The 22,081-nt window shown below is 69.3% G+C and carries 27 protein-coding genes and 1 pseudogene; 13 read left to right on the top strand and 15 right to left on the bottom strand.

Features of this window, described 5'->3' with window-relative positions; translation table 11 throughout:
- Window positions 1-191 precede the first annotated feature (191 nt).
- From ACZ7CD_RS30225 to ACZ7CD_RS30205, 5 genes are all read left to right on the top strand, one after another.
- Window positions 192-953, top strand: coding sequence for a DeoR/GlpR family DNA-binding transcription regulator (locus ACZ7CD_RS30225; RefSeq protein ID WP_360398135.1), 762 nt, complete (start codon window positions 192-194; stop codon window positions 951-953).
- Window positions 954-1,072: 119 nt separating this feature from the next.
- A complete protein-coding gene (locus tag ACZ7CD_RS30220; protein ID WP_470380215.1) occupies window positions 1,073-2,410 on the top strand; it encodes an ABC transporter substrate-binding protein in 1,338 nt (445 codons plus the stop codon).
- Window positions 2,411-2,423: 13 nt separating this feature from the next.
- Complete coding sequence (locus ACZ7CD_RS30215) at window positions 2,424-3,356, top strand: carbohydrate ABC transporter permease (protein ID WP_360398131.1); 933 nt, start codon at window positions 2,424-2,426, stop codon at window positions 3,354-3,356.
- Window positions 3,353-4,168: a carbohydrate ABC transporter permease gene (locus ACZ7CD_RS30210; protein WP_360398129.1), complete on the top strand. Its 816-nt coding sequence runs from the start codon at window positions 3,353-3,355 to the stop codon at window positions 4,166-4,168. The genes ACZ7CD_RS30215 and ACZ7CD_RS30210 overlap by 4 nt, the downstream gene beginning before the upstream one ends.
- Window positions 4,165-5,154, top strand: coding sequence for a zinc-dependent alcohol dehydrogenase family protein (locus ACZ7CD_RS30205; RefSeq protein WP_360398127.1), 990 nt, complete (start codon window positions 4,165-4,167; stop codon window positions 5,152-5,154). The genes ACZ7CD_RS30210 and ACZ7CD_RS30205 overlap by 4 nt, the downstream gene beginning before the upstream one ends.
- A gap of 42 nt (window positions 5,155-5,196) precedes the next feature.
- Here the strand turns inward: ACZ7CD_RS30205 and ACZ7CD_RS30200 are convergent.
- From ACZ7CD_RS30200 to ACZ7CD_RS30190, 3 genes and pseudogenes are all read right to left on the bottom strand, one after another.
- Window positions 5,197-5,575 (bottom strand): annotated as a pseudogene (locus ACZ7CD_RS30200) (Imm1 family immunity protein).
- 61 nt (window positions 5,576-5,636) lie between these two features.
- Window positions 5,637-5,858: a DddA-like double-stranded DNA deaminase toxin gene (locus tag ACZ7CD_RS30195; RefSeq protein ID WP_470380246.1), complete on the bottom strand. Its 222-nt coding sequence runs from the start codon at window positions 5,856-5,858 to the stop codon at window positions 5,637-5,639.
- Entirely contained in the window at window positions 5,791-6,027 is a 237-nt protein-coding gene (locus tag ACZ7CD_RS30190) for a hypothetical protein (RefSeq protein WP_470380252.1), read from the bottom strand. The genes ACZ7CD_RS30195 and ACZ7CD_RS30190 overlap by 68 nt, the downstream gene beginning before the upstream one ends.
- A gap of 169 nt (window positions 6,028-6,196) precedes the next feature.
- Here ACZ7CD_RS30190 and ACZ7CD_RS30185 point away from each other — a divergent pair, with 169 nt between their 5' ends.
- The 4 genes from ACZ7CD_RS30185 to ACZ7CD_RS30170 all read left to right on the top strand — a co-directional run bounded on the left by ACZ7CD_RS30185 (window position 6,197) and on the right by ACZ7CD_RS30170 (window position 9,651).
- On the top strand, window positions 6,197-6,487 hold the full coding sequence (locus tag ACZ7CD_RS30185) for a hypothetical protein (RefSeq protein WP_360398121.1): 291 nt from the start codon (window positions 6,197-6,199) through the stop codon (window positions 6,485-6,487).
- Window positions 6,466-8,340, top strand: a complete 1,875-nt coding sequence (locus ACZ7CD_RS30180) for a sensor histidine kinase (RefSeq protein WP_470380214.1) — start codon at window positions 6,466-6,468, stop codon at window positions 8,338-8,340. Before ACZ7CD_RS30185 ends, ACZ7CD_RS30180 begins: the two co-directional genes overlap by 22 nt.
- A 15-nt stretch (window positions 8,341-8,355) precedes the next feature.
- Complete coding sequence (locus ACZ7CD_RS30175) at window positions 8,356-8,997, top strand: response regulator transcription factor (RefSeq protein WP_360398117.1); 642 nt, start codon at window positions 8,356-8,358, stop codon at window positions 8,995-8,997.
- A gap of 102 nt (window positions 8,998-9,099) precedes the next feature.
- On the top strand, window positions 9,100-9,651 hold the full coding sequence (locus ACZ7CD_RS30170) for a radical SAM protein (RefSeq protein ID WP_360398115.1): 552 nt from the start codon (window positions 9,100-9,102) through the stop codon (window positions 9,649-9,651).
- Here the strand turns inward: ACZ7CD_RS30170 and ACZ7CD_RS30165 are convergent.
- The 10 genes from ACZ7CD_RS30165 to ACZ7CD_RS30120 form a co-directional block, all read right to left on the bottom strand.
- The gene (locus ACZ7CD_RS30165; protein ID WP_470380213.1) at window positions 9,635-9,742 is read right to left on the bottom strand and encodes a DUF397 domain-containing protein; all 108 of its coding nucleotides are present in this window, start codon (window positions 9,740-9,742) and stop codon (window positions 9,635-9,637) included. The genes ACZ7CD_RS30170 and ACZ7CD_RS30165 overlap by 17 nt on opposite strands.
- Before the next feature lie 43 nt (window positions 9,743-9,785).
- Window positions 9,786-10,631 carry a DUF5753 domain-containing protein gene (locus tag ACZ7CD_RS30160; RefSeq protein ID WP_470380212.1) on the bottom strand — a complete coding sequence of 282 codons (846 nt, stop codon included), beginning with the start codon at window positions 10,629-10,631 and terminating at the stop codon, window positions 9,786-9,788.
- 61 nt (window positions 10,632-10,692) lie between these two features.
- Window positions 10,693-11,628, bottom strand: a complete 936-nt coding sequence (locus ACZ7CD_RS30155; RefSeq protein ID WP_470371348.1) for an asparaginase — start codon at window positions 11,626-11,628, stop codon at window positions 10,693-10,695.
- Between the two features lie 4 nt (window positions 11,629-11,632).
- Window positions 11,633-12,529 (bottom strand): NAD-dependent epimerase/dehydratase family protein, encoded by an 897-nt coding sequence (locus ACZ7CD_RS30150; protein ID WP_360398107.1) that lies wholly within the window; start codon window positions 12,527-12,529, stop codon window positions 11,633-11,635.
- Between the two features lie 61 nt (window positions 12,530-12,590).
- The gene (locus ACZ7CD_RS30145) at window positions 12,591-13,268 is read right to left on the bottom strand and encodes a polysaccharide lyase family 7 protein (RefSeq protein WP_470380211.1); all 678 of its coding nucleotides are present in this window, start codon (window positions 13,266-13,268) and stop codon (window positions 12,591-12,593) included.
- Between the two features lie 111 nt (window positions 13,269-13,379).
- Window positions 13,380-13,949: a 1,2-dihydroxy-3-keto-5-methylthiopentene dioxygenase gene (locus tag ACZ7CD_RS30140; protein WP_470371349.1), complete on the bottom strand. Its 570-nt coding sequence runs from the start codon at window positions 13,947-13,949 to the stop codon at window positions 13,380-13,382.
- Window positions 13,946-14,545: a methylthioribulose 1-phosphate dehydratase gene (gene mtnB / locus ACZ7CD_RS30135; protein ID WP_360398101.1), complete on the bottom strand. Its 600-nt coding sequence runs from the start codon at window positions 14,543-14,545 to the stop codon at window positions 13,946-13,948. The genes ACZ7CD_RS30140 and mtnB overlap by 4 nt, the downstream gene beginning before the upstream one ends.
- Window positions 14,542-15,198, bottom strand: a complete 657-nt coding sequence (mtnC, locus tag ACZ7CD_RS30130) for an acireductone synthase (RefSeq protein WP_360398099.1) — start codon at window positions 15,196-15,198, stop codon at window positions 14,542-14,544. Before mtnC ends, mtnB begins: the two co-directional genes overlap by 4 nt.
- Entirely contained in the window at window positions 15,195-16,196 is a 1,002-nt protein-coding gene (locus ACZ7CD_RS30125; protein ID WP_458434146.1) for a s-methyl-5-thioribose-1-phosphate isomerase, read from the bottom strand. Before ACZ7CD_RS30125 ends, mtnC begins: the two co-directional genes overlap by 4 nt.
- Window positions 16,196-17,296 carry an acyl-CoA dehydrogenase family protein gene (locus ACZ7CD_RS30120; protein ID WP_360398095.1) on the bottom strand — a complete coding sequence of 367 codons (1,101 nt, stop codon included), beginning with the start codon at window positions 17,294-17,296 and terminating at the stop codon, window positions 16,196-16,198. The genes ACZ7CD_RS30125 and ACZ7CD_RS30120 overlap by 1 nt, the downstream gene beginning before the upstream one ends.
- Window positions 17,297-17,435: 139 nt before the next feature.
- On the opposite strand from ACZ7CD_RS30120, the gene ACZ7CD_RS30115 reads away from it, so the two are divergent.
- On the top strand, window positions 17,436-17,639 hold the full coding sequence (locus ACZ7CD_RS30115; RefSeq protein ID WP_360398093.1) for a cold-shock protein: 204 nt from the start codon (window positions 17,436-17,438) through the stop codon (window positions 17,637-17,639).
- Here ACZ7CD_RS30115 and ACZ7CD_RS30110 read toward each other — a convergent pair.
- Window positions 17,632-18,114: a hypothetical protein gene (locus ACZ7CD_RS30110; RefSeq protein ID WP_470380210.1), complete on the bottom strand. Its 483-nt coding sequence runs from the start codon at window positions 18,112-18,114 to the stop codon at window positions 17,632-17,634. The genes ACZ7CD_RS30115 and ACZ7CD_RS30110 overlap by 8 nt on opposite strands.
- 141 nt (window positions 18,115-18,255) lie before the next feature.
- Between ACZ7CD_RS30110 and ACZ7CD_RS30105 the strand changes: the two genes are divergently transcribed.
- The 3 genes from ACZ7CD_RS30105 (at window position 18,256) to ACZ7CD_RS30095 (ending at window position 21,199) form a co-directional block, all read left to right on the top strand.
- Window positions 18,256-18,480: a hypothetical protein gene (locus ACZ7CD_RS30105; protein WP_470380209.1), complete on the top strand. Its 225-nt coding sequence runs from the start codon at window positions 18,256-18,258 to the stop codon at window positions 18,478-18,480.
- Window positions 18,481-18,880: 400 nt separating this feature from the next.
- Window positions 18,881-20,089 (top strand): PI-PLC domain-containing protein, encoded by a 1,209-nt coding sequence (locus ACZ7CD_RS30100; RefSeq protein ID WP_458434150.1) that lies wholly within the window; start codon window positions 18,881-18,883, stop codon window positions 20,087-20,089.
- Between the two features lie 30 nt (window positions 20,090-20,119).
- Window positions 20,120-21,199, top strand: coding sequence for an aminotransferase-like domain-containing protein (locus ACZ7CD_RS30095; RefSeq protein ID WP_470371354.1), 1,080 nt, complete (start codon window positions 20,120-20,122; stop codon window positions 21,197-21,199).
- On the opposite strand, the gene ACZ7CD_RS30090 is transcribed toward ACZ7CD_RS30095, so the two are convergent.
- A complete protein-coding gene (locus tag ACZ7CD_RS30090) occupies window positions 21,162-21,989 on the bottom strand; it encodes a glycosyltransferase family 2 protein (RefSeq protein ID WP_360398085.1) in 828 nt (275 codons plus the stop codon). The genes ACZ7CD_RS30095 and ACZ7CD_RS30090 overlap by 38 nt on opposite strands.
- Window positions 21,990-22,081 lie beyond the last annotated feature (92 nt).

Genomic DNA, 22,081 nt, shown 5'->3' with positions numbered 1-22,081 from the left:
ACGGGCCATTCGGATACCCGAAACGGGCATGCCCGAAAGCCGCGTCCCAGGTGGGCGCGGCTTTTGCCATGTGAAACGGGCTGAAACCGGGCAAGATGTCACTCTGTTGTGGTACCGACCACAACGTTTCAGGGGTGTTTCATCTATGCACAGCCCGAACGGGCATCAGCAGATCCGAACGGGCAGGTGACATGCGAGCCGAGGACCGCAAGCGCCGCATCCTGGCCAGGGCTCGCGCCGACGGGCGCGTCGACGTGGTGGAGATGGCCCAGGAGCTCCAGGTCGCACCGGAGACCGTCCGGCGTGACCTGCGGTTGCTCGACGAGCACGGGCTGGTGCGGCGCACGCACGGTGGCGCGGTTCCGGTCGAGAGCGCCGGCTTCGAGACCGGTCTGCGGTTCCGGGCCGGGTCGCACGTGCCGGAGAAGCGGCGCATCGCGAAGGCCGCGGCCGAACGGCTCGACGACGCCGAGACGGTCTTCATCGACGAGGGTTTCACGCCGCAGCTCGTCGCGGAAGCGTTGCCGACCACCAACCCGCTCACGGTCATCACCGCGTCGCTGCCGACCGCGGCGGCGATGTCGGAGCACCCGTCGTGCGTCGTCCTGCTGCTGGGCGGCCGGGTCCGCGGCCACACGCTGGCCACCGTGGACCACTGGGTGCTGCGGATGCTCGGCGAGATGGTGATCGACCTGGCTTACATCGGTGCGAACGGGATCTCCCGCGAGCACGGTCTGACCACGCCCGACCCGGTGGTCGGCGCGGTGAAGGCCAAGGCGCTCAGCGTGTCCCGGCGGAAGATCTTCGTCGGGGTGCACACGAAGTTCGGCGTGTCGAGCTTCAACCGGTTCGCCGAGATCGGCGACCTGGAGGCGATCGTCACGGACTCGGGCCTGTCCGCCCACGAGGCCCACCGCTACTCCTTGCTCGGCCCCAAAGTGATCAGAGCCTGAGGGCGTCTGCAAGTACTGCCAACAGCCAGTTGGCGGTACTTGCAGACGCCAGGACAAGCCCCCTGACGGGTACGCCTGGTGTCTTCGCCGTGCCCGAAATCCCCCGAAAGGAACCGACGATGTCGTCGATCCGCACGCTCGGCGCCGCGACCGCTGTGCTGCTCCTCGCTTCCGCCTGCGCGGGCGCCGGCGGTGGCGGAGGCGGCGGTGCCGACTCCGTGAACGTCCTGATGGTGAACAACCCGCAGATGCAGGACCTGCAGAAGCTCACCGCGGACAACTTCACCAAGGACACCGGCATCAAGGTGAACTTCACCGTGCTGCCCGAGAACGACGTCCGCGACAAGATCAGCCAGGACTTCTCCAGCCAGGCCGGTCAGTACGACGTCGCCACGATCTCCAACTACGAGACGCCGATGTTCGCCAAGAACGGCTGGCTGGCGCCGATGGACGACTTCGTGGCCAAGGACAGCGCCTTCGACCAGGCCGACATCCTGGAGCCGATCAAGCAGTCGCTGACCGCTGCGGACGGCAAGGTGTACGCGCAGCCGTTCTACGGCGAGTCGTCGTTCCTCATGTACCGCAAGGACATCTTCGAGGCCAAGGGCGTCACGCTGCCGGAGAAGCCGACCTGGCAGCAGGTCGCCGAGGCCGCGCAGAAGGTCGCGACGCCCGAGGTGCGCGGCATCTGCCTGCGCGGCCAGCCGGGCTGGGGCCAGGTCATGGCGCCGCTCACCACGGTCGTGAACACCTTCGGCGGCACGTGGTTCACCAAGGACTGGCAGGCGCAGGTCAACGCGCCGGAGTTCAAGGAGGCCACCAAGTTCTACGTGGACCTCGTCCGCAACTACGGTGAAGCGGGCGCCCCGCAGGCCGGGTTCGCCGAGTGCCTGAACAACATGACGCAGGGCAAGGTCGCGATGTGGTACGACGCCACGGTCGCCGCCGGTCTGCTGGAGGCCGCCGACTCGCCGGTCAAGGGCAAGCTCGGCTTCACCCAGGCGCCGGTCGTGAAGACCGACAGCTCCGGCTGGCTCTACACCTGGGCGTTCGGCATCCAGAAGGCCTCGAAGAAGCAGGACGCGGCCTGGAAGTTCGTCTCGTGGGCGTCCGGCAAGGGCTACGAGGAGCTGGTCGGCAAGAACCTCGGCTGGTCGAAGCTGCCCGACGGCAAGCGCGCGTCGACCTACCAGCGCGCCGAGTACAAGCAGTCGTCCGGCTCGTTCTCCGCGATGGCCGAGGCCGCGATCAAGAGCGCGAAGCCGCTCAACCCCGGTGTGCAGGAGCGCCCGGCGCCCGGCATCCAGTTCGTCGGCATCCCCGAGTTCACCGACCTGGGCACGCAGGTGTCGCAGCAGATCAGCTCCGCCATCGCGGGTGCGGTGAGCGTCGACGAGGCGCTGAACAACGGTCAGGGGCTCGCTGAGAAGGTCGCCGCGAAGTACAAGGGCCAGTGAAGGGGCCGTTGACATGGCAGTCATGACGCAGGCGCGGCCGGACACCGACGACCGGCCGCCGCCCGTCCCCCGCAAGAAGACCAACCGGTGGGTCACGCGGGCACCGCTGCTGCCCGCGCTGATCTTCCTGATCATCGTGACGCAGCTGCCGTTCGTCGCCACGCTGGTCATCTCGTTCATGAAGTGGAACTCGCTCGACCCCGCCAACCGCGGGTTCGCCGGGTTCGACAACTACGTCAACGTCTTCACCGACCCCGACCTGCGCTCGTCGGTCGTCAACACCATCGTGCTGACGGCGTCGGTCGTGCTCATCAGCCTCGTCCTCGGGCTGGGGCTGGCCCTGTTGCTGGACAAGAAGTTCGCCGGCCGCGGGCTGGTGCGCACGCTGCTGATCGCACCGTTCCTCGTGGTGCCGGTGGCGGCGGCGCTGATCTGGAAGCACGTGCTCTACAACCCGGAGTACGGCCTGTTCAACGGCATCCTGAACTGGCTGGGGTTCGACGCCCAGCCGGACTGGATCTCCAGCATGCCGATGACGGCGGTCGTGCTGTCGCTGGTGTGGCAGTGGACGCCGTTCATGATGCTGATCCTGCTGGCGGGCCTGCAGTCGAAGCCGGTCGAACCGGTCGAGGCCGCGACGATCGACGGCGCGTCGTCGTTCCAGATCTTCCGGTACCTGACGTTCCCGCACCTGCGGCAGTACCTGGAGCTCGGCGGTCTGCTCGGCTCGATCTACGTCGTGCAGAACTTCGACGCCGTCTTCACCATCACGTCCGGTGGTCTGGGCACGGCGAACCTGCCGTACATGATCTACCAGACCTTCTACCAGGCCCACGAGTACGGCGAGGCCTCCGCGGCCGGCGTGATCGTGGTGGCGGGGTCGATCATCATCGCGACGTTCGCGCTGCGCACGGTGTCCTCGCTGTTCAAGGAGGAGAAGCGATGACCGCCAAGTGGATCGGCCGCGCTTGGGGCGCGCTCGCCTGGTTCTGCGGCCTGGTGTTCTTCGCGCCGGTGGCGTGGATGTTCCTGACCTCGCTGCACAGCGAGTCGGACGCCGCGACCAACCCGCCGTCGCTGCTGGCGCCGCTGACGCTGGACGGGTACGGCGAGTTCTTCGACGCCGGCGCGTGGCCGCCGCTGCTGAACTCGTTCAGCGCGTCCATCGGCTCGACGATCATCGTGCTGCTGCTGGCGATCCCGGCCGCGTACGCGTTGTCGATCAGGCCGGTGGAGAAGTGGACGGACGTCCTGTTCTTCTTCCTGTCCACCAAGATGATGCCGGTCGTCGCGGCGCTGCTGCCGATCTACCTGTTCGCGCAGTTCTCCGGGATGCTCGACAACATCTCGTTCCTCACGCTGCTCTACACCTCGATGAACCTGCCGATCGCGGTGTGGCTGATGCGGTCGTTCCTGTCCGAGGTGCCGAAGGAGATCCTGGAGGCCGCGTCGATCGACGGTGCCGGCCTGCTGACGATCCTGCGCAGGGTCGTGGCGCCGATCGCGATGCCGGGCATCGCGGCGACGGCGTTGATCTGCTTCATCTTCAGCTGGAACGAACTGCTGTTCGCGCGGGTGCTGACCGGTGTCGTCGCCGGTACCGCGCCCGTCTACCTCACCGGGTTCGTCACCTCGCAGGGCCTGTTCCTCGCGAAGGTGTGCGCGGCCGCGGTCGTGGTGTCTCTGCCGGTGCTCATCGCCGGGTTCGCCGCCCAGGACAAGCTGGTCCAGGGCCTTTCGTTGGGAGCGGTCAAGTGAAAGCAGCAGTGATCACGGGCGTCGGGTCCGTCGAGGTGACCACTGTGGACGATCCCAGGTGCGGTCCGCGCGAAGTGGTCGTGGACGTGGCGGCGTGCGGCCTGTGCGGCACTGACCTGCACATCCTGCAGGGCGAGTTCGCACCCACCCTGCCGGTCGTGCCGGGCCACGAGTTCGCGGGCACGGTCGTGGAAATCGGTGCGCAGGTCAACGAGGTGAAGGTCGGCGACCGCGTGGCCGTCGACCCGTCGCTGTACTGCCACGAGTGCCGGATGTGCCGCAACGGCAAGAACAACCTGTGCGAGCGCTGGGCGGCCATCGGCGTCACGACGGCCGGTGGCGCGGCGGAGTACGCGGTGGCGCCGGTGGCGAACTGCGTGAAGCTGCCCGACCACGTGCGGACCGAGGACGCGGCGCTGATCGAGCCGCTGTCGTGCGCGGTGCGCGGCTACGACGTGCTGCGCTCGCAGATGGCGTCCCGGGTGCTGATCTACGGCTCGGGCACGATGGGCCTGATGATGCTCCAGCTCGGCAAGCTCACCGGCGCGTCGTCCATCGAGGTCGTCGACCTCAACGCCGATCGGCTCAAGACGGCGCAGCAGCTGGGCGTCACGGCCACGGCGGCGTCGCCGGACGAGCTGGACCGGCCGCAGGGCTGGGACCTCGTCATCGACGCGACCGGCAACGAGAAGGCCATCCAGGACGGGCTGGGCCGGGTCGCGAAGGGCGGCACGTTCCTCCAGTTCGGCGTCTCGGACTACTCGGCGCGGGTCACGATCGAGCCGTACAAGATCTACAACCAGGAGATCACGATCACCGGCTCGATGGCGGTGCTGCACTCCTTCGAACGGGCGGCCGACCTGTTCGCGACCGGGGTGCTCGACCCGGAGGTGTTCATCAGCGACCGGCTGCCGCTGGCCGACTACGCCGGCGCGCTCGACCAGTTCAAGGCCGGGAAGGGCCGCAAGATCCAGGTCCTGCCGTAGCAACCGCGGGTTCTGCCTGCTCTGCGCAGGCAGAACCCGTGCTCAGTCCTCGACCTCGTGCAGCGCGGCGAAGTCCGGTGGGATGAACCCGTCGTGTTCGAGATAGGCCGACAGCACAGCCCGCACTGCCGCAAGCGGCACGACGTGGCGCGACGGGATCTCCTGCACGTGACCCGCGTAGTCGAACAGGACGGTGCCGTCGGCGTCCGACGCGCCGATCGTCGCCCGCGGAACTCCACAGCTCGTAGACGAAACCGGACTCCGGCCCGATGCCCGCTTGAAGCGCGGGAAAGGCGTACGGGTTCTCGTCGTCGACTCCGATCTCCACGATCGAGGCGATCGATTCGCCTTCCGACAGCGCGATCACCTGAGCGATCAGCTCGGCCAGCTCGTCGTGAGTGCTGACGAGGAGCGGAGACATGCCGGTTTCGTGGTCGAAAACGGCTCTGAGTGTCACCACGGCGCCTTCTCACCTCCTGTGATCATCTGCTCATACCGTTGTTGCGCATGCGCACCGCGAGCTTCGTTTCAACATGCGAGGCCACGAACGGCACACCGCGACGGGGCATGTCGAGGCTCTTGAGGAACTCGGCGGCAGCATCAGCCTCCGCTCCCCCGCCACTCACGATTTCCTGATCAGGGGAATCTGGTGTGAACCACCGCCCGTACGTCTTCTGGCCTCGTTCCTGCCCAGGTGGTGGCAGCCGACCCCGAAGTCGTGCGATGTGTTCTGAGGTGAGCCCAACCGGCGACACCGACCAGGCGCCGGGCATCTTCGGCCAGGTCCGCCGCGGTGTGCGCCGCGCCGATCGCCTGGCTGATCTTGTCGAGCACCAACCGGAGCTTTTCCCCGACTTCGCCGAGTGTCGGCACGGCGCCACCTCCACCGCAGCCGATGATGGCACGGGGGGACAACCGGAAAAGCGGTCATCGCGATGCAGGTCCTACCCTGAGTCACCAGCGCAACCCCGCGTGGCCCCGATCGTCGCAACGATCGGGGCCACCCGTGTATCTGGGGTGCGCACGACGGCTCCTACTGGGCATGTCGAAGTCCGAGCAGAAAGCCGGGCAGGAAGTACAGCTGCCGCCCTACTTCTCGACCATGTCAGACGAAGAGCTCCTGTCCTGGTACGCGGAGCTTCAGGCGCGGGCGATGAGCCCGCAGCCTGGTGACGTCGATTTCGACCACGCCCATCGACCGGGCAAGCCGATGACCGTGGAGCAGCTGCGGCACCGACTGCTCACGTTCCAGGGCTGGCCGGGCGGGTCCGGGCTCAGCACGATGGACTCCGGTTCTCCGTTCCACAACCTGTGGCACTGGCTCAGCGCCTGACCCGCGGCGAGGTCGCCCTCGCCAGGGTCGTCGGCGCGCTGGTGGCCGCCTGTGTGCTCTACGCCGTGGTGCACACGGCGCTCACCGGCGCGGTCTCGCATCCCCGCAACTGGCTCGTGGCCTTCGCCTGCACCCTGCTCGGGGTGCGGGTGATCGGTCACGTGGAACGGTCGGCCGTCGGCTGGTTGCTGCTCGTCATGGGCCTGTTCGGCGGGATCACGGTCGCCGTGGCGGGCCAGCCGGTCGAGCACCCGGCGCGGTGGGTGGAGGCGTGGGTCTGGTGGCCGACCTACGCGCTGCTGCCCGCTGTGGCGCTGGTCTTCCCGAACGGCAGGCCGTTGGGGCACCGGTGGTGGTTCGCCATCGGCGCGAGCCTGGTGAGCGCCGTCCTCGGCACGGTCGGGCTCGCCTGGGGGTCGTGGGGTGACCCGGCGGGTTTCTGGGAGCACGCGGGTGGCGGGCTGGCCAAGGGCATCACGGTGGTCGCCGTGCTCGCGGCCGGGGTGTCGGTGGTCGCGGCGGTGGCGGCGTTGTTCCTGCGCTGGCGGCGGGCCGAGGGGGACGAACGCCGGCTGCTCGTGTGGGCGTTCGCGTTGCTGGCGCTGGCGGTCGTCGCGACGGCGCTGGAGACCACGGACGGGCACTTCGCGTGGGTCATCGGGGTGCTGGCGTTCCCGGCGGCCGCGGTGATCGCGATCGTGCGGTACGGGCTGTACGACATCAGCCTGCTCATCCACCGGTCGTTGCTCTACGGCACGCTCACGGTGGCGTTGCTGCTCATCTACCTGGGTGTGATGCTCGCGGCCGGGCAGCTGTTCAGCAGTGACGCCGAGGTCATCGGGGTCGTGGCGGCGGGGCTGGTGTTCGCGCCGTTCCGCAGCTGGGTGCAGAAGAAGCTCGACCGGTGGCTTTATGGCGAGCGGTCTGATCCCTATGCCGCGCTGTCGACGTTGAGCGAGAAGCTCGAACGGTCCCAGGACGTGCTGCCGACCGTCGCGCAGACGGTCGCCGAGTCGTTGAAGCTGCCGTACGTCGCGATCCGCGGCGGGTCGGTGCTGGCCGAGCACGGGCGCAGCCGCGGGTGGCCGCAGCTGCGGTTCCCCATGACCTACCGCGGTGCCGCGGTCGGTGACCTGGTGGTCGAGCCGCGTGCGCCGGACGAGCGGTTGAGCGACAAGGAGCTCAGCCTCCTGGTCGACCTGGCGCGGTCCACCGCCCCGGCCGCCCAGTCGATGAAGCTGACGGCCGATCTGCAACTCGCTCGCGAACGGCTCGTGCGTGCGCGCGAAGAAGAACGACTGCGGCTGCGGCGCGACCTGCACGACGGCGTGGGACCGGCGTTGGTGGGCATCCGGTTGCAGCTCAAGGCATTGCGGCGGTCGATGGGTGAGGCGCTGGACCCGGTGCTCGGTGACGTCGACTCCACGGCGGGCGAGGTGCGCAGGCTGGTGGACGGGTTGCGGCCACCGATCCTCGACCAGGGCTTGGCGCTGGCGGTGCGGGACGAGGCCGCGCGGTTCCACGGCGAGCTGGCGGTGCGCGTCGAGGCCGATGAGGTCGAGGGCCTGTCCGCCGCGGTCGAGGTCGCCGCCTACCGGATCGTCGCGGAGGCGTTGACGAACACCGCACGGCACTCGGGTGCACGGCACTGCGTCATCACGGTCCGGCACGACGGCGACCTGGTCGTGGAGATCACCGACGACGGCCGCGGCGTGGCACCGGACGCGACGCCCGGCGTCGGGCTGGACTCCATGCGAGAACGCTGCGCCGAACTGGGCGGATCGTGCACAGTGGGACCCGCACAACCACACGGCACTCGGGTGGTCGCGCGGCTTCCGCTGGAAGTCCGCTGACGCGGGAGGTTCTCGATGGCGCGGGTCGTGATCGCCGACGACCACCCGGTGTTCCGGCGCGGCATGAAGGCGTTGCTGGACGGCGAGGACGGCATCGCGGTGGTCGGCACGGCGGCCGACGGCGTCGAGGCCGTGGAGGTCGTGCTCGCCACCCGCCCGGACGTCGTCGTGCTCGACCTGCACATGCCGCGGCTGGGCGGTGTCGAGGCCGCGAAGCAGATGCTGGCGGCCCTGCCGGAGGTCGGCGTGCTCGTGCTGACGATGCACGAGGACGACGAACTCGTCTTCGCCGCGATGCGGGCCGGCGCACGCGGATACCTCGTCAAGACCACGGACGACGACGAGATCGTGCGCGCGGTGCAGGCCATAGGAGCCGGTGAGGCGATCTTCAGCGCGACCATCGCCCAGCGCATGATGGGCTACTTCACGGCGATCTCGTCGTCCAAGGCGGTGGCGTTCCCGCAGCTGACCGACCGCGAACGCGACGTGCTGGAGCTGATGGCCTCCGGCAAGGACAACGCCTCCATCGCGCACCGGCTCAGCCTCTCGCAGAAGACCGTCCGCAACCGGGTCTCCGCCATCTTCACGAAACTCCAGGTCGCGGACCGCGCGCAGGCCATCGTGGCGGCACGGGAAGCAGGCCTAGGCAGCTCGTGAGCAACCGCCGTCCCGGCCGGTTCGGGACACCGGTCACCTGACAGCGGGACACCTCCCCGGCTTCGATCGGCGCATCCGCCGAGCCTTCAGGGAGCCCTGCCCATGGACATCACCTGGGACGTCGCACACGCGCGGCTCAGCCACGACCGCATGCTGCACATCGCCAAGGCGCTCATCTCCATGCGCCCCGACGCGGTCACGCTCGGAGGGGGCGAACCCCTCGGCGTGCCCGGCCTGTTCGAGATCGTCGAGAAGTTCCGCCGAGCCGGCATCGACGTCGTCCTGCGCACGTCCGGCAAGTCGCTGCACCCGTCGATGGTGCGCACGCTCCTGGCGTCGTGCGCCCGCATCGAGGTGTGCGCGATGGCGTTCACCCACGCCCTGCACGCGTTGCACCTGCTCGACGTGGGCGCCGCCAAGCTCGACCGGCACGCCGTCTTCGGCCTCGACGCCACCGGCATCCGGCGCGGCTTCGACCGGCTGGAGGACTTCTGCGCCACCACGGCGTTCGACCTGCCGCGCCTCGCGTTCATCGCGCTCGGCGACACCATCGGCCGCGACCACGCCCAGTACCTGCAGTCGCTCGCCCCTCAGACCGTCCGCGTGACGGTCGAGACCGCGAACACCTCGGTCGCCGTCAGCCGATCCAGCTGACGAGCGCGCGCCACGCGGGAGTCGAGAACGTGAGCACGTCACCGCTCACGTTCTTGGTGTCCCGCACGAGCGCGTCCTGGGCCAACGACACCTCAACGCAGCTGCCGTTGCCGTTTCCTGTGCTGTAGCTGCTCTTACGCCAAGCCCGATCCGGGATCATGGAGGTCCTCTCGCAGTCCGCTGACGTACTCCATCAGCTTGCTCCGCGATTGTTCCTCATCCAAGGCAACGGCATCCAGCCGCTGAAAGAGCCTCCTGGCTCGTGCGACAGCGGTCTTCTCCTGGGCGAACACCTGTGCCATCTCGGTCTCGGTGAACACCACCGGAGCCGCCTTCGGGAACTCGTACAGCGTGCACGCCGAGCGGAAGCTGGTGATGTGCGCAGGCACGATGCGCAGGATGTGGGTGTTGAACAGGAGACGCAGGTATTGGTCCTCGCGAATCTCGGCGTTGCCCAGCCTCATCCGCAACGCGAGTTCGTGCACGTAGAACACGCACTCAGGGCGGTTGTGCCGCCTCATGATCGTCTGCCGTTCCATGCGCGCCTTGACGTACGCGTCGATGTCCGACGGGGCTTCGATGTGCGAGTCAACGAACAACTCCCGGGCATAGCGTTCCGTCTGCAGCAGACCGTGAATGACGATCAGGTCGTAGGACATGATCCGCGTGGCCATCGTCTCGGTCATCGCCAGCGTGCGCAGATTGCTGTTGTCCTGCGCGAAGTACAGGTCGAACGCGTGGTGGTACCGGCGGCGGAAGGACTCGACGAACTCCAGGTTCTTCCCGCAGGTCGCCAGGTACTGAACGAGGTCGATGTCGCTCGCGCGGGCTTTGCCCAGCTCGATGTCGGACACCTTGCTCGGGTCCCAGCCGAGGTGCAGTGCCATCGCGCGGCCGTGGAACGGCGTGCAGGACTCCCTTATCCGGCGGAGCTCGTCGCCGAGGTCCCGGCTGTACGGCGTGGAGGTGATCGCGGTCATTCCGGGGACGCTATGGCGTGGAATGAAACCAAGTAACTGGCTCGTTCGGGTGAAAACAGAGCTAGAAAACCCCGCCGCGAGCTGCGAATACGTCGTTGATAGGCACCATCGCGCCGAGGGCGAGCCGCAGCAGCACGCGTGCCTTACGGGGACATAGCCAGCCGGCCATCACCGCGCCGCGCTGGATGAGGTCGGACTCGGAGCCGGTGAAGCCGTAGGTGTTCTGGAACGTGGTGCCCGCGCCCGTCCGCGTGGCGACGACGACCGGGAACCGAGCCCGTGAGATCGCCGCGGCCATGCCTGCCGATACGTGCCCGACGCCCGTCGCGGCGATGACCACTCCCCCGACGTTGAGCCAGTCGAGCAGGGTGCCGTCGTCGTCGATCGTGGCCTCGACGAGCGGGACCGGTGGCACGGTGCGGGGCCGTGGCAGGGCGGGCAGCCGGTGGGCGGGGTGGAAGTAGTGCGGGGCGCCCTCCACGACGAGACCGAGCGGGCCGGGGAAGGAGCTGAACGCGCTGGGCAGGCTGCTGTGCGTCTTGCGGACCCAGCGGGCGGCGTGGACCTCGTCGCCCAGCACCAGGAGTGCGCCGCGACCGCGGGAGTTCTCGGCCCGGGCCACGGCGACGGCCGCCGCGAGGTTCGCCGGGCCGTCCGCGCCGGGCAGGCCGGGGTGGCGCATGGCGCCGGTGACGACGAGCGGGTGGTCGTGCGGCCACAGGCAGTCGAAGAAGTACGCGGTCTCTTCGAGGGTGTCGGTGCCCTGGACGATCACCACACCACTCGCGCCCTCGGCGACCTGCCGGTCGGCCCAGTCGAAGGTCTCCAAGAGCACGTCGAACGTCAGCGAGGCGCCGGGGGTGGTGGCGAGGGTGGCGATCTCGCCGACCTCCAGGCCGCCGACGAGGTCCCGCGCGCCCAGGGTCGGTGACACCGCGCCGGAGCCCGTCATCGTGATCGTGCCGCCGAGCGATGCCACCGCCACCTGTGAGCCCATGCGCTCACGATAAGGGCATCTCGTGTTCGAGCCAGTCCGTGAGGGACGGACGCGAGGGGCGCCAGCCGAGGGCGCGGGCGCGGGTGGCGCGGACCCGGCTGTTGGCGCCGAGCGCGTAGCGGGCGAACCCCTCGCCCCACGCGGCACCGGCTTCCTCCAGGCCCCACGGCCGCACCGGGCCGAGGCCGAGGCGGCGGGCGATGGCCTGGCCGATGTCGGCGAACGAGACGTCCTCACCGCCCGCCACGAAGTACAACCCGGTGGCCGCGGGCTCGGTGAGGGCCAGGAGGTAGAGGTCGGCCATGTCGTCGAGGTGCACGGTGGACCAGCGGTTGAGGCCGCGGCCGACCACGCGGACCACACCGCTGCTCCTGGCCTGCTCGACCAGCGGCGGGACCAGGACGGTCTGCGGGCGGGGGCCGGTGCCGGTGCCGTAGACCAGCGAGTTGCACAGGACGACCGAGCGCAGGTCCGCGTCGACCACGGCGCGGTCGAGGTCGTAGCGGGCACGCCGGACCGGGTGATCCCCCGGGGTGAACGGCACGGCGTCGTCGACGACGGTGCCGGACGGCCCGCCCTGCGCGTCGTCACCGACCACGCTGGTGCCGCTGGTGTGGACCAGCACCTTGTCCGTGCCGCGCAACGCCTCCACGAAGGTGTCCACCGCACCGCGGTGGTCGCTGTTCGCGGTGTTGACGACCGCGTCCGCCCGCCGGGCCTCCCGGTCGAGCAGGGCGGTGTCGCCGAGGTCGCCGACGACCGGGTCGATGCCCGCCGCGGCCAGCTCGCCGACGACGCCGGGGGTGCGGGTCAGGCCGCGCACGGTGTGGCCGGCGCCGATGAGCCGCCTGGCGACGGCGCCGCCGATGTAGCCGCCGGCGCCCGTGAGGAAAACGTGCATGGGTGAAACCTGCCAGCCGCGACCCGACCCGCACCACTTCCGTTGCCGTTCCGGCAAAGGATCACTGGCGCCAGTAGGTGATGTTGCGGAAACGGGCCTCCGCGCGGCCGCTGCCGTGGTGGTAGACGCCGTTCTTGAAGTACCGCGTGGCCGGGCCCTCGTCCTGGTGGGTGAGTTTGAGGGTGCCGTTGTAATAGGTCTTCACGGTGCCACGCCCGCCCGCGACAGCGGTGTGCTCCACGCGAATGCGGAACCACTTGTTGTAAATGCCGGTCGCGATGACCTGGTCGCTGTCCTTGCGCAGGGTGCCGCCGTTGATGTTGGCGACGTTGAGCATCACGTCGGTGGCGCGGGTGCCGTCCGGGCGGCTGCCGCGCAGGATCTGCACGACCGTCGGGCCGCTGACGCCGGACGGGATGTAGACCTCGCCCTCCCACGCGCGCGACCCGCTGGAGTACTCCTGGTTGAAGCGCAGCTCGGTGCGGGGATCAGTTGGGCTGCCGGGGGTGTGCGGCTCGTCGTAGTCGTAGACCCACATGGTGTGGACGCCGCCTTCGAACTTGTAGCGCGCGCTGGTGGCGAGGTTGTGCGGCTTCTGCACGGTGTAGGTGTACGGCGCCGAAACCCATTGGGCAGAGGGCGGCTGGGCGAGGGCATGACCGGCCGGCGCGACGAGCAGGGGTGCGGTGAGGGCGAGGGCGAGCACGGAACGGCGTGGGTGGAGCGCAGGGGTTTCCACGGTGAATCCCTCCGACCTTCGACAAGTGGTCTGCACCACTTTGGGGGCACGAAGGCGGAGGGATCAACAGTTCTCCGGAATTCCGGGACAACATTCAGATGGGCGAACTTTTCACATTCCTGAACCGGCGACCAGTTCGTCGAAGGTGGGGAACTTCGTGGCGATGTCGCTGCCGGTGAAGTTGCCGACCCAGCCGTCGTCGTCGTGGAAGAACCGCACCGACACGTAGTCCGGCTTCGTGCCCATGTCGAACCAGTGCGTGGTGTTCGCCGGGACGCTCAGCAGGTCGCCCTCGGTGCACAGCACGCCGTACACCCTGTCGCCGATGTGCAGGTAGAAAACACCGGCGCCACGGGCGAAGTAGCGGTCCTCGTCGTCGTCGTGCGTGTGCTCGGCGAGGAACCGGTTGCGGAACTCGACGGCCTTCGCGCGGTACTCGTCGGTGTCGGCGGGGGTCATCTCCATCGCGTCGACGTAGGTGTAGCCCTCCGTCTCGCTGACGCGGGCGATGTCCTTCTCGTACGCCTGCAACGCGTTCTCGGCCGTCACACCGTCCACGACGGACCAGCGGGAGAACCGCACGCCGTGCTCCTTGAGCGCGGTGGCGACCTCCTCGGGGTCGCTGGTGCGGAGCAGGGTTTCCTCGGGGCCGGAGTCCGGCCACACCGTCAGCAGCGTCATGCGTGCCTCCCCGTGAAGGTTTCCGTGCGCGTCTCCACCTTGAAGCGCAGCAACCACTCCAGGCATTCCAGCCGGTGCCGGGCCTGCACCAGGTCGTCGCCCCAGACGTAGACGCCGTGCCGTGCCACGATCAGCGCGGGCGTGCGCGGGTCGAAGCCCTTCTCGAAGGCGTCGCCCAGCTCGACCATGTCCTGCGAGTTCGGCACGACCGGGACGACCACCTCCTCGTGCGCGTACCGGCCGAAGCCCTTGAGCATCTCCAGGTCCTTGAGCACCACGCCGTCCGGCCAGTGCTCGGCCGCCACGACCGGTGCCAGCGCGTGGACGTGGACGACCGCGCCCGCCCCGGCGACCTTCGCGATGCGGGCGTGCAGGCCCGCCTCGGCGCTCGGGACCTTGTCGCTGTCCACGGCGGCGCCGTTCTCGTCGATCACGACGCTGTCCTCGGCGGTGATCTCGCCCTTGTCGACGCCGCTGACCGTGACCGCGAGCCGCAGCGGATCGCGTTGCAGGACCACGGAGAGGTTGCCCGAGGTGCCGCGCATCCAGCCCATCGCGGCGAACCGGGCGCACTCGCGGGCGAGCTCCGCGGTCACGACAGCTCCCACACCGTCGGGTGCGGCGCGAAGTCGGCGTTGGCGTACGGCTCGCCCGCGCGCGCGACACCGACCGTCTTCCAGCCCGCCTCCTGCGCGGCGTGCAGCTCCGCGGGAACGTCGCTGTAGAAGGTGATGTCGTCGGACCGCAACGTCTCGGCGATCTTGTGGTACGACGCGGCCTCGCGCTTCGGGCCGGCGTTGACCGTGTCGAAGTGGTGCTCCAGCAACGGGGTCAGGTCGCCGTCGGTGGTGTGCCGGAAGAACGCGACCTGGCCCGCGACCGAGCCGCTGGAGAAGATCGCGAGCTTCACGCCCTCGCCGTGCCACTTGCGCATGGCGGGCACGACGTCCGGGAAGAACTCCGCCACCAGGTCGCCCTGCGCGTAGCCCTGCTGCCAGATGAGGCCCTGCAACGTCTTGAGCGGCGTGACCTTCTGGTCGGCGTCCATCCAGTCGTGCAGCGCCTTGACGACGTCGTCGTGACCGGACAGCTCCTTGACCTGCGCGACCGCGTCGGCGACCACGGGGTCGTCACCGTGCTGCTCGATCCACGGCCCGAGCCGCGGGCGCGCGTAGTCGTAGAGGACGACCAGCACCTGGTCCGTCGCGCTCAGCGTGCCCTCGATGTCGAGCACGACCCACTTGCTCACCGCTGTTCTCCCTCGTAGTACTCGTCCAGCTCCCCGGCGCGGAAGACACCGCGGTCGGTCACCACGTCGGTGACGAACCGCGGCGGCGTCACGTCGAACGCCGGGTACAGCCCCTTCGCCCGCGGCGTGGCACTCGGCCGGCCGAGCACCTGCAGCACCTCGGCGCCATCGCGGTACTCGATCTCCACGTCCTCCGCCGTCGGCGCATCCAGGTCGGGCGCCTGCACCTGGGCGTGGAACGGCACGCCGAACGCGTGCGCGGCCACGGCCAGGCCCAGTGTGCCGACCTTGTTCACCACGTGCCCGTCCATGGTCACCCGGTCGGCCGCCGTGACCAAGGCGTCGACCTCACCGCTCTGCAACACCGCCGCGCCCATGCCGTCGGTGATGAGCGTGGTGTCGACGCCCATCTCGATCAACGTCTCGGCGGTGAGCCGGGCGCCCTGCAGGTACGGGCGGGTCTCCGTGCAGAAGAACTTGAGCCGCTTGCCCCGCCGCTGGGCGGCTTTGACCGTCTCCGTGAGGTAGAGGTCGGCCCAGCAGTGGGTGAGGACGGTCGCGTCGTCGGGCAGCAGGGCCGCGGTGTGCTCGCCGAGCGCGCGGCTCTTGCCGCGGTAGCGCTCGTCCCCGGTGCGGGCGCCGTCGAGCGCCCGGCTGACGTCCCGGTGCTCGTCGACCGCCTCTAGGACGACCGCGGTGGCCTTGCGCAGGGCGTTGTTGGTGCGCCGGGTGTTCTCCAGCACGTGCGCGGTGGCGGCGAGCTGCTGCCTGGCCTGCTCGAACGGCAGGTGTTCGAGGGTGCGGGCCTTGAGCACCATGCCGTAGAGGACGGCGAAGTACGGGCCCGAGGACTGGGTGACCATGTCCTCGACGGCCTTCGCGACCTCCTCGGCCGTCCGGCACAGCACCCACTCGCGTTCGAACGGGAACCGGCGGCGGTCCAGGACCAGCACGCCCTCGTCGGTGAGCCGGACCGAGTCGGCGAGAACGGGTTCCATCAGCTGTACCCGGTGTGCGCGGGACGGGCGCCGGTGAGGAAGTGCTCGCCGACCTCACGGGCCTTGTAGACGACCGGGTCGTGCAACGTGAGCGTGCGCGCGTTGCGCCAGAACCGGTCAACGCCGTACTTGGCCGCCGTGCCGCGCGCGCCGACCTGTTCGAAGATGCGGCTGGTGACGTCGTTGACGAGCTTGGTGCTGACCACCTTGGCGGCGGAGATCTCGACGGCCACCTGCGCGCGCTTCTGCGGCGTGAGGTGCCGACCCAGCTCACTGGCCTCCCAGAGCAGCTCGGCCGCCCTGTCCGCGAGCAGCCCGGCCGCCTTCGTCTGCGCCACCATCTCGCCGTAGGCGGCGACGACGTACGGGTCCTCGGTGGCGGCGTCGACCCCGCTGACGAACCACGGGCGGGTCTTCGTGCGGGTGTAGTCGGCGGCCTCCTCCAGCGCGCCCTCGGCGATGGCGACGTAGAGCTGCGCGAGCACGAGCTGGAACCCGATCGCGGCGAGGCTGAGCCGCGGGTCCTCGTTCGCCGGCTGCACGCCCAGGACCTCGGAGACCTCGACGTTCTCGAACACGACCCCGCCGGACGCGGTGAGCCGCTGACCGATGTTGTCCCAGTCGTCCAGGTAGGTGATTCCCGTCGCTTTTCCGTCGAGCAGGAAGGTCAGCTTCTCGCCGTTGTCGGTGCGCGTCGCGCTGACCACGATGCGGTCGGCGACGCTCGCGCCGGTGGCGAACGTCTTGCGCCCGTTGAGCAGGAACCCGGAGCCCGTGGGCGTCAGTTCGAGCGCGGCGTCGAGCGGGTTGCTGACCCCGGCCCAGAACTGGTCGTCGTGGCGGGAGAAGGACGTGTCGAACAGGCCGGAGCGCCAGACCTGCAGGTAGTGGTACCCGAGGAGGTGCCCGGCGTTGGCGTCGGCGGCCCCGATGACCCGGGTGACGCGCTGCTGCACGGCCCAGTCGCCGACGTTCAGCAGGCCGCTCTGCCGGAGCAGCTCCACCTCCTTGGTGGGCGGCTGGTTGGCCCGGTCCCGGTCCGCCGCGTCGGACCTGAGCGTCGCCGCGACGTCCCGCGCGACGTCCAGCCAGTTCGTCATCCCTGCTCCTCTCGGTGGCACCCGTGCCAACTTACTTCTTCACACCACCGGGCTAACCACGATGTGAGAAGGACGCGGACCTGGCACACTGGGTCCTACCCCGGTCTCCGGGGTTGGCAGACTTTAGGGAGCATTTCGCATGGCGCAGGGCACCGTTAAGTGGTTCAACGGCGAAAAGGGCTTCGGATTCATCGCCCAGGACGGCGGCGGACCGGACGTTTTCGTTCACTACTCGCAGATCTCCGGCAACGGCTTCAAGTCGCTGGACGAGCAGCAGCGCGTGGAGTTCGAGATCGGGCAGGGTCAGAAGGGACCGCAGGCGCAGGACGTCCGCGTCATCTGATTTCGCTCTTGGTGTGACGAAGGGCCCGTTCAGCTCCGCTGGACGGGCCCTTTCGCATGCTCAGGCCTCGGCCGACGACGAGGATGACGGCGAGGACGAGCGCGCCGCCGTCCGTGACCAGCGACGGCAGCATGCCCACCAGGCCGAACTCCTCTCTCGCGGCCGCCCACATCTCCGGCGGCACCATGAACACCCCGGCGGCTTGGGTGACGTTGACCGCGAGGACCGGCCAGAAGAGCCACCTCGGCGGGCTCTTGAGCAGGGCGAGGACGCCGAGGGCGTTGCCGGCGACGTAGAGGCAGCCGACGACGCGGAACGTGGTCAGGAACTGGCCGGCGGTGGCGGGGTCGGCGTTCGCCTTCACCATCATCAGGGTGAGCGTGTGGTGGTTGACGACCACGAACGCGTGCAGTGCCGTGCCGGTGGTGAAGATGATCGAGGCGATGCCGGTCAGCCTCCGCAGCCCGTCGTCCATGGTTCTGATGGTGGCGAGGGGCGGGGTGGGGGCATCCGGGACGTCCCTGAGGTTTCCCGCGGCTCTGACCTGCGGTTCCCGGAAATGTCAGACCTCGTCGTCATCCTGGGTTCTCCACGACTTCGCGTCCGAGGAGGACCAGTGATCGACAGCACGCACCTCGCCTCCGCCGTCAACGCCAGGGTCGTCCAGCTCGCCCGCTGGACGTGGCGGCACCCGCGGGAGGTGAACCGCCGGGTCGGCGTGAGGTCGCGCCGGGGTGCGACCGAGGGGCAGCTGCGGGAGGCGCTGCGGTACGTGGAGGAGCGGCTGCGTGCCGTGCTGGCCCCGTCGGGACGAGGAGGTCCAGGAGGGGCGCTGGAGTGAGAAGGCGCTGGAAGGTGGTCGCCGGGCTGAGGAGGCGCCTGGAGGTGGGCCGCCGGGCTGACGCGTAGCCCGGCGAGGTCTGTGCCGCGCGGAACCCGCGCCGTGCGGCGAGCGGCACCGCGGCGAGCGACACCGCGGCGAGCGGCACCGCAGCGAGCGGCGACCGAGGGAGTCGAACCCTGCGCGGCTTGTGGAGGCGGCGCTCCACCCTGGCCCTGACCCTTCGCCTGAGCGACGGCTGCCTCGCTCGCAACCAAACCCGCAGGCCCGTGACCAGGCCCTCAACCGGCCCCGCAACCAGGTGCGGCGGGCGGTCCGACGCGCGGAACATCCACAGTGTTAAACGTTCACACTGCTGAAGATGTTTCATGTTTCGCTCATCTAAGTGACGCTGTTCACCATGCGATACCTCCCTGCCATCGCAGCCGCGCTGCTACTGCCCCTGGTGCCCGTCGTCACCGCCTCCCCGGCGGTGGCGGCCCCGAGCGGCACGTTCTACGTCACCGGTGTGCGCACCGGGCTCAACGTCGCCCAGAGCGGCACCGGACTCGCCCTGCACCGCCCGAAGGGCAACGAGGACCACCAGCAGTGGCGGCTCGCCGACGGGAGGTTCGAGAACACCGACTCGCCGGGGCAGTGCATCACCCGCCAGCTCAGCATGGCGCCGTGCTCACAGGGGGACACGGTCCACTCGCTCACGCAGTTCGGTGACCAGTGGGAGGTCTTCGGCCTCGGCGGGGAGACGCGGTGGTACCTCACGCCCGTCACCGGCCGGCAGAACCCGATGCCGGCTGACCCGCGGCTCGACCAGATGACGTTCCTGACGGCCCACAACGCGTATGCGAACGGGGTCGACGGCGGGTTCGCGCCGCCGTTCGTCAACCTCGCCAAGAACCAGACGCGCGGCATCGTGCAGCAGCTGAACGACGGCGTGCGCGGGTTCATGCTCGACATCCACCAGACGCCGGACGGCGCGATCCTCTGCCACAACAGCTGCACGCTCGTCAGCCGGCCCGTGGCGCTCAACGTCGACCTGCAGCGCATGGTCGACTTCCTGCGGAACAACCGCCAGGAGATCATCACGGTCTTCCTGGAGGACTACGTCGACGCCGCCACGCTGCGCGCCGAGCTGCGCAAGGTCAACGGGCTCAACGACGTGCTGTACCGGGCCGAGGGCGTGAAGGAGAACGGCTGGCCGACGCGCAGCCAGCTCCAGAGCGCGAACAAGCGGTTGATCGTCTTCACCGACCACGACAAGGACGGGCGCGAGGACACCGGTGTGCTGTACCAGCGGGACTGGACCGTCGAGAACTACTGGTCGATGGGGCCGGGGGTGGGCGCGTCCGACTGGTCCTGCTACAGCCGATGGGCTGAAAAACCGCTCACGGCCACCGACCGGTTCCAGCCGCTGTTCGTCATGAACCACTTCCGGGACGTGCCGTTCACGAACACCGCCACGACGGACAACGAGAAGGTGCTGAACCGGGCGCAGCAGTTCTGCCAGCCCGCGGCGCGGAAGAAGCCGAACTACCTGTCGGTCGACCTCTACCACCTCGGTGGCGCGAAGAGCGCGGTCGACCAGCTCAACGCATACGCATACGCGCCGTAGCCCAAATAGTGGGAGTTGTACGCTCCGCGCATGGCCTCGATCCTGTTCACGCGCGGAGCGCCCTCTCTCGACATCATCGACCAGGAAGGTCTGCGCGAAGCAGCGCAGAAAGCCTTCACGGACGACCCCGGCGGCACCTTCGCGTACGGAACGAGCGTCGGCTACGTGCCGCTGCGGACCTGGCTCGCGGAGCAGCACGGTGTCGAGCCGGAGCAGGTGCTCGTCACCAACGGGTCGATGCAGGCCGACGCGTTCCTGTTCGAGCTGCTCGTGGGCGAGGGCGACGACGTCGTGGTCGAGGCGCCGACCTACGACCGCACGCTGCTGAACCTGCGCCAGCGCGGCGCGAAGGTCCACGCGATCGAGCTGCAGACCGACGGCATCGACGTCGACGCGCTGGAGAAGCTGCTGGAGAGCGGTGTGCGGCCGAAGCTCGCGCACATCATCCCGAACTTCCACAACCCGGCCGGCTACACGCTGTCCGCGGCCAAGCGGGCGCGGCTGCTGGAGCTCGCGGCCCGGTACGACTTCGTGCTGTTCGAGGACGACCCGTACGTGAAGGTGCGGTTCGAGGGCGAGCCGCTGCCGACGATGCTGTCGCAGGACGAGAACGAGAAGGTCGTCTACGCGTCGTCGTTCTCGAAGACCATGGCGCCCGGCATCCGCTGCGGGTACCTGGTGGGGCCGAAGTCCGTCATCAAGGCGGTCCAGGACATCGCCACCACCACGTACATCTCGCCGAACATGGTGGCGCAGTCGATCGTGAACTCGTACTGCCGCTCCGGTCGCCTCGACGAGTCGGTCGTCAACGTGCGCACCGCGCTGCGCGCCCGCCGGGACGCGCTCGTCGCGGCGTTGCGGCGGGAGCTGCCCGAGGCCGTGTTCACGGCGCCGCAGGGCGGCTACTTCATGTGGGTCGAGCTGCCGGGCGTGTCGATCGAGGAGCTGTTCCCGGTCGCCAAGGAGCACGGCGTCGAGTTCGTGAAGGGCTCCGACTTCCTGCTGGAGGGCGGCGACAACGAGATGCGCCTCGCGTTCTCGGGTGTCACGCCGGAGCAGATCGACGAGGGCATCACGCGCCTCGCCGCGGCGGTCCGCTCGCTTTCCTGATCTGCGCCTCCAGGTGCTCCGGCAACGCGCTGCGCTGCCGGAGCGCCTGGCGCAGGCGGGGCACGGCCGCGCGGAACGCCACCGGGTCCCGCAGCGAGTCCGCCAGTGCCCGGCTCACGGGCCTGCGCATCCACGACGTCAGCACGGCGTTGCGCCGTTCGACGATCTCCCCTCCCTGCTCGCGGTGCGGTGACGGGTGGTGGTGCGCCACCACGTCCTCGACGTAGCAGAGCGCCCAGCCCGCTGCCGCGAGGTCCCACGCCAGCAGCGTCTCCTCGCCGCGGAAGAACAGCAGCGCGCTGAACCCGCCGACCTCCTCGAACGCCTGCCGCCGCACGATCGCCGAGCAGGCCAGGAACCCCAGCACCGCGGGCCCCGCCACGCCCTGACCGAGCGGGCTGTCGCGCAGCAGCGGTGTGATCGGGTCCGGTCTCTCCTCAGGACCGACGAGCGTGCGGCCCGCGATCACGGCGAGGTCCGGGTGGTCGTCGAAGATCCGCTCGGCCCGCTCGAACGCCCCCGGCGCCCACCACGAGTCGTCGTCCGCGAACGCCACGTACGGCGTGCGCGCGGCCAGCACCCCGGCGTTGCGACCGGCCGCACCGCGGTTGACCGGCGACTGCAACACCCGGACCAGCGGGAACTCGGCCCGCACGCGTGCGGCGGTGTCGTCGGTGGAGGCGTTGTCGACCACGATCACCGGTACCCGCGACGGGCTGAGGTGCGCGAGGGTGCGCAGCAGGCTGTCGGCGCGGTTCCGCGTGGCGATGACGACGGTCGTGCGGGGCATGCAGGTCGTCTACCCCAGAACCCGCACCCCACACTCTGACAGTTCCTGCCAGAAAATCTGGCAGTTGCTGACATTCCGCGCTAGGTTGAGCC

The organism is Lentzea sp. NPDC036949 (genome assembly GCF_055608075.1).
Note: the sequence above shows the minus strand (reverse complement) of the source record. Positions and strands in the feature narration are given on the sequence as shown.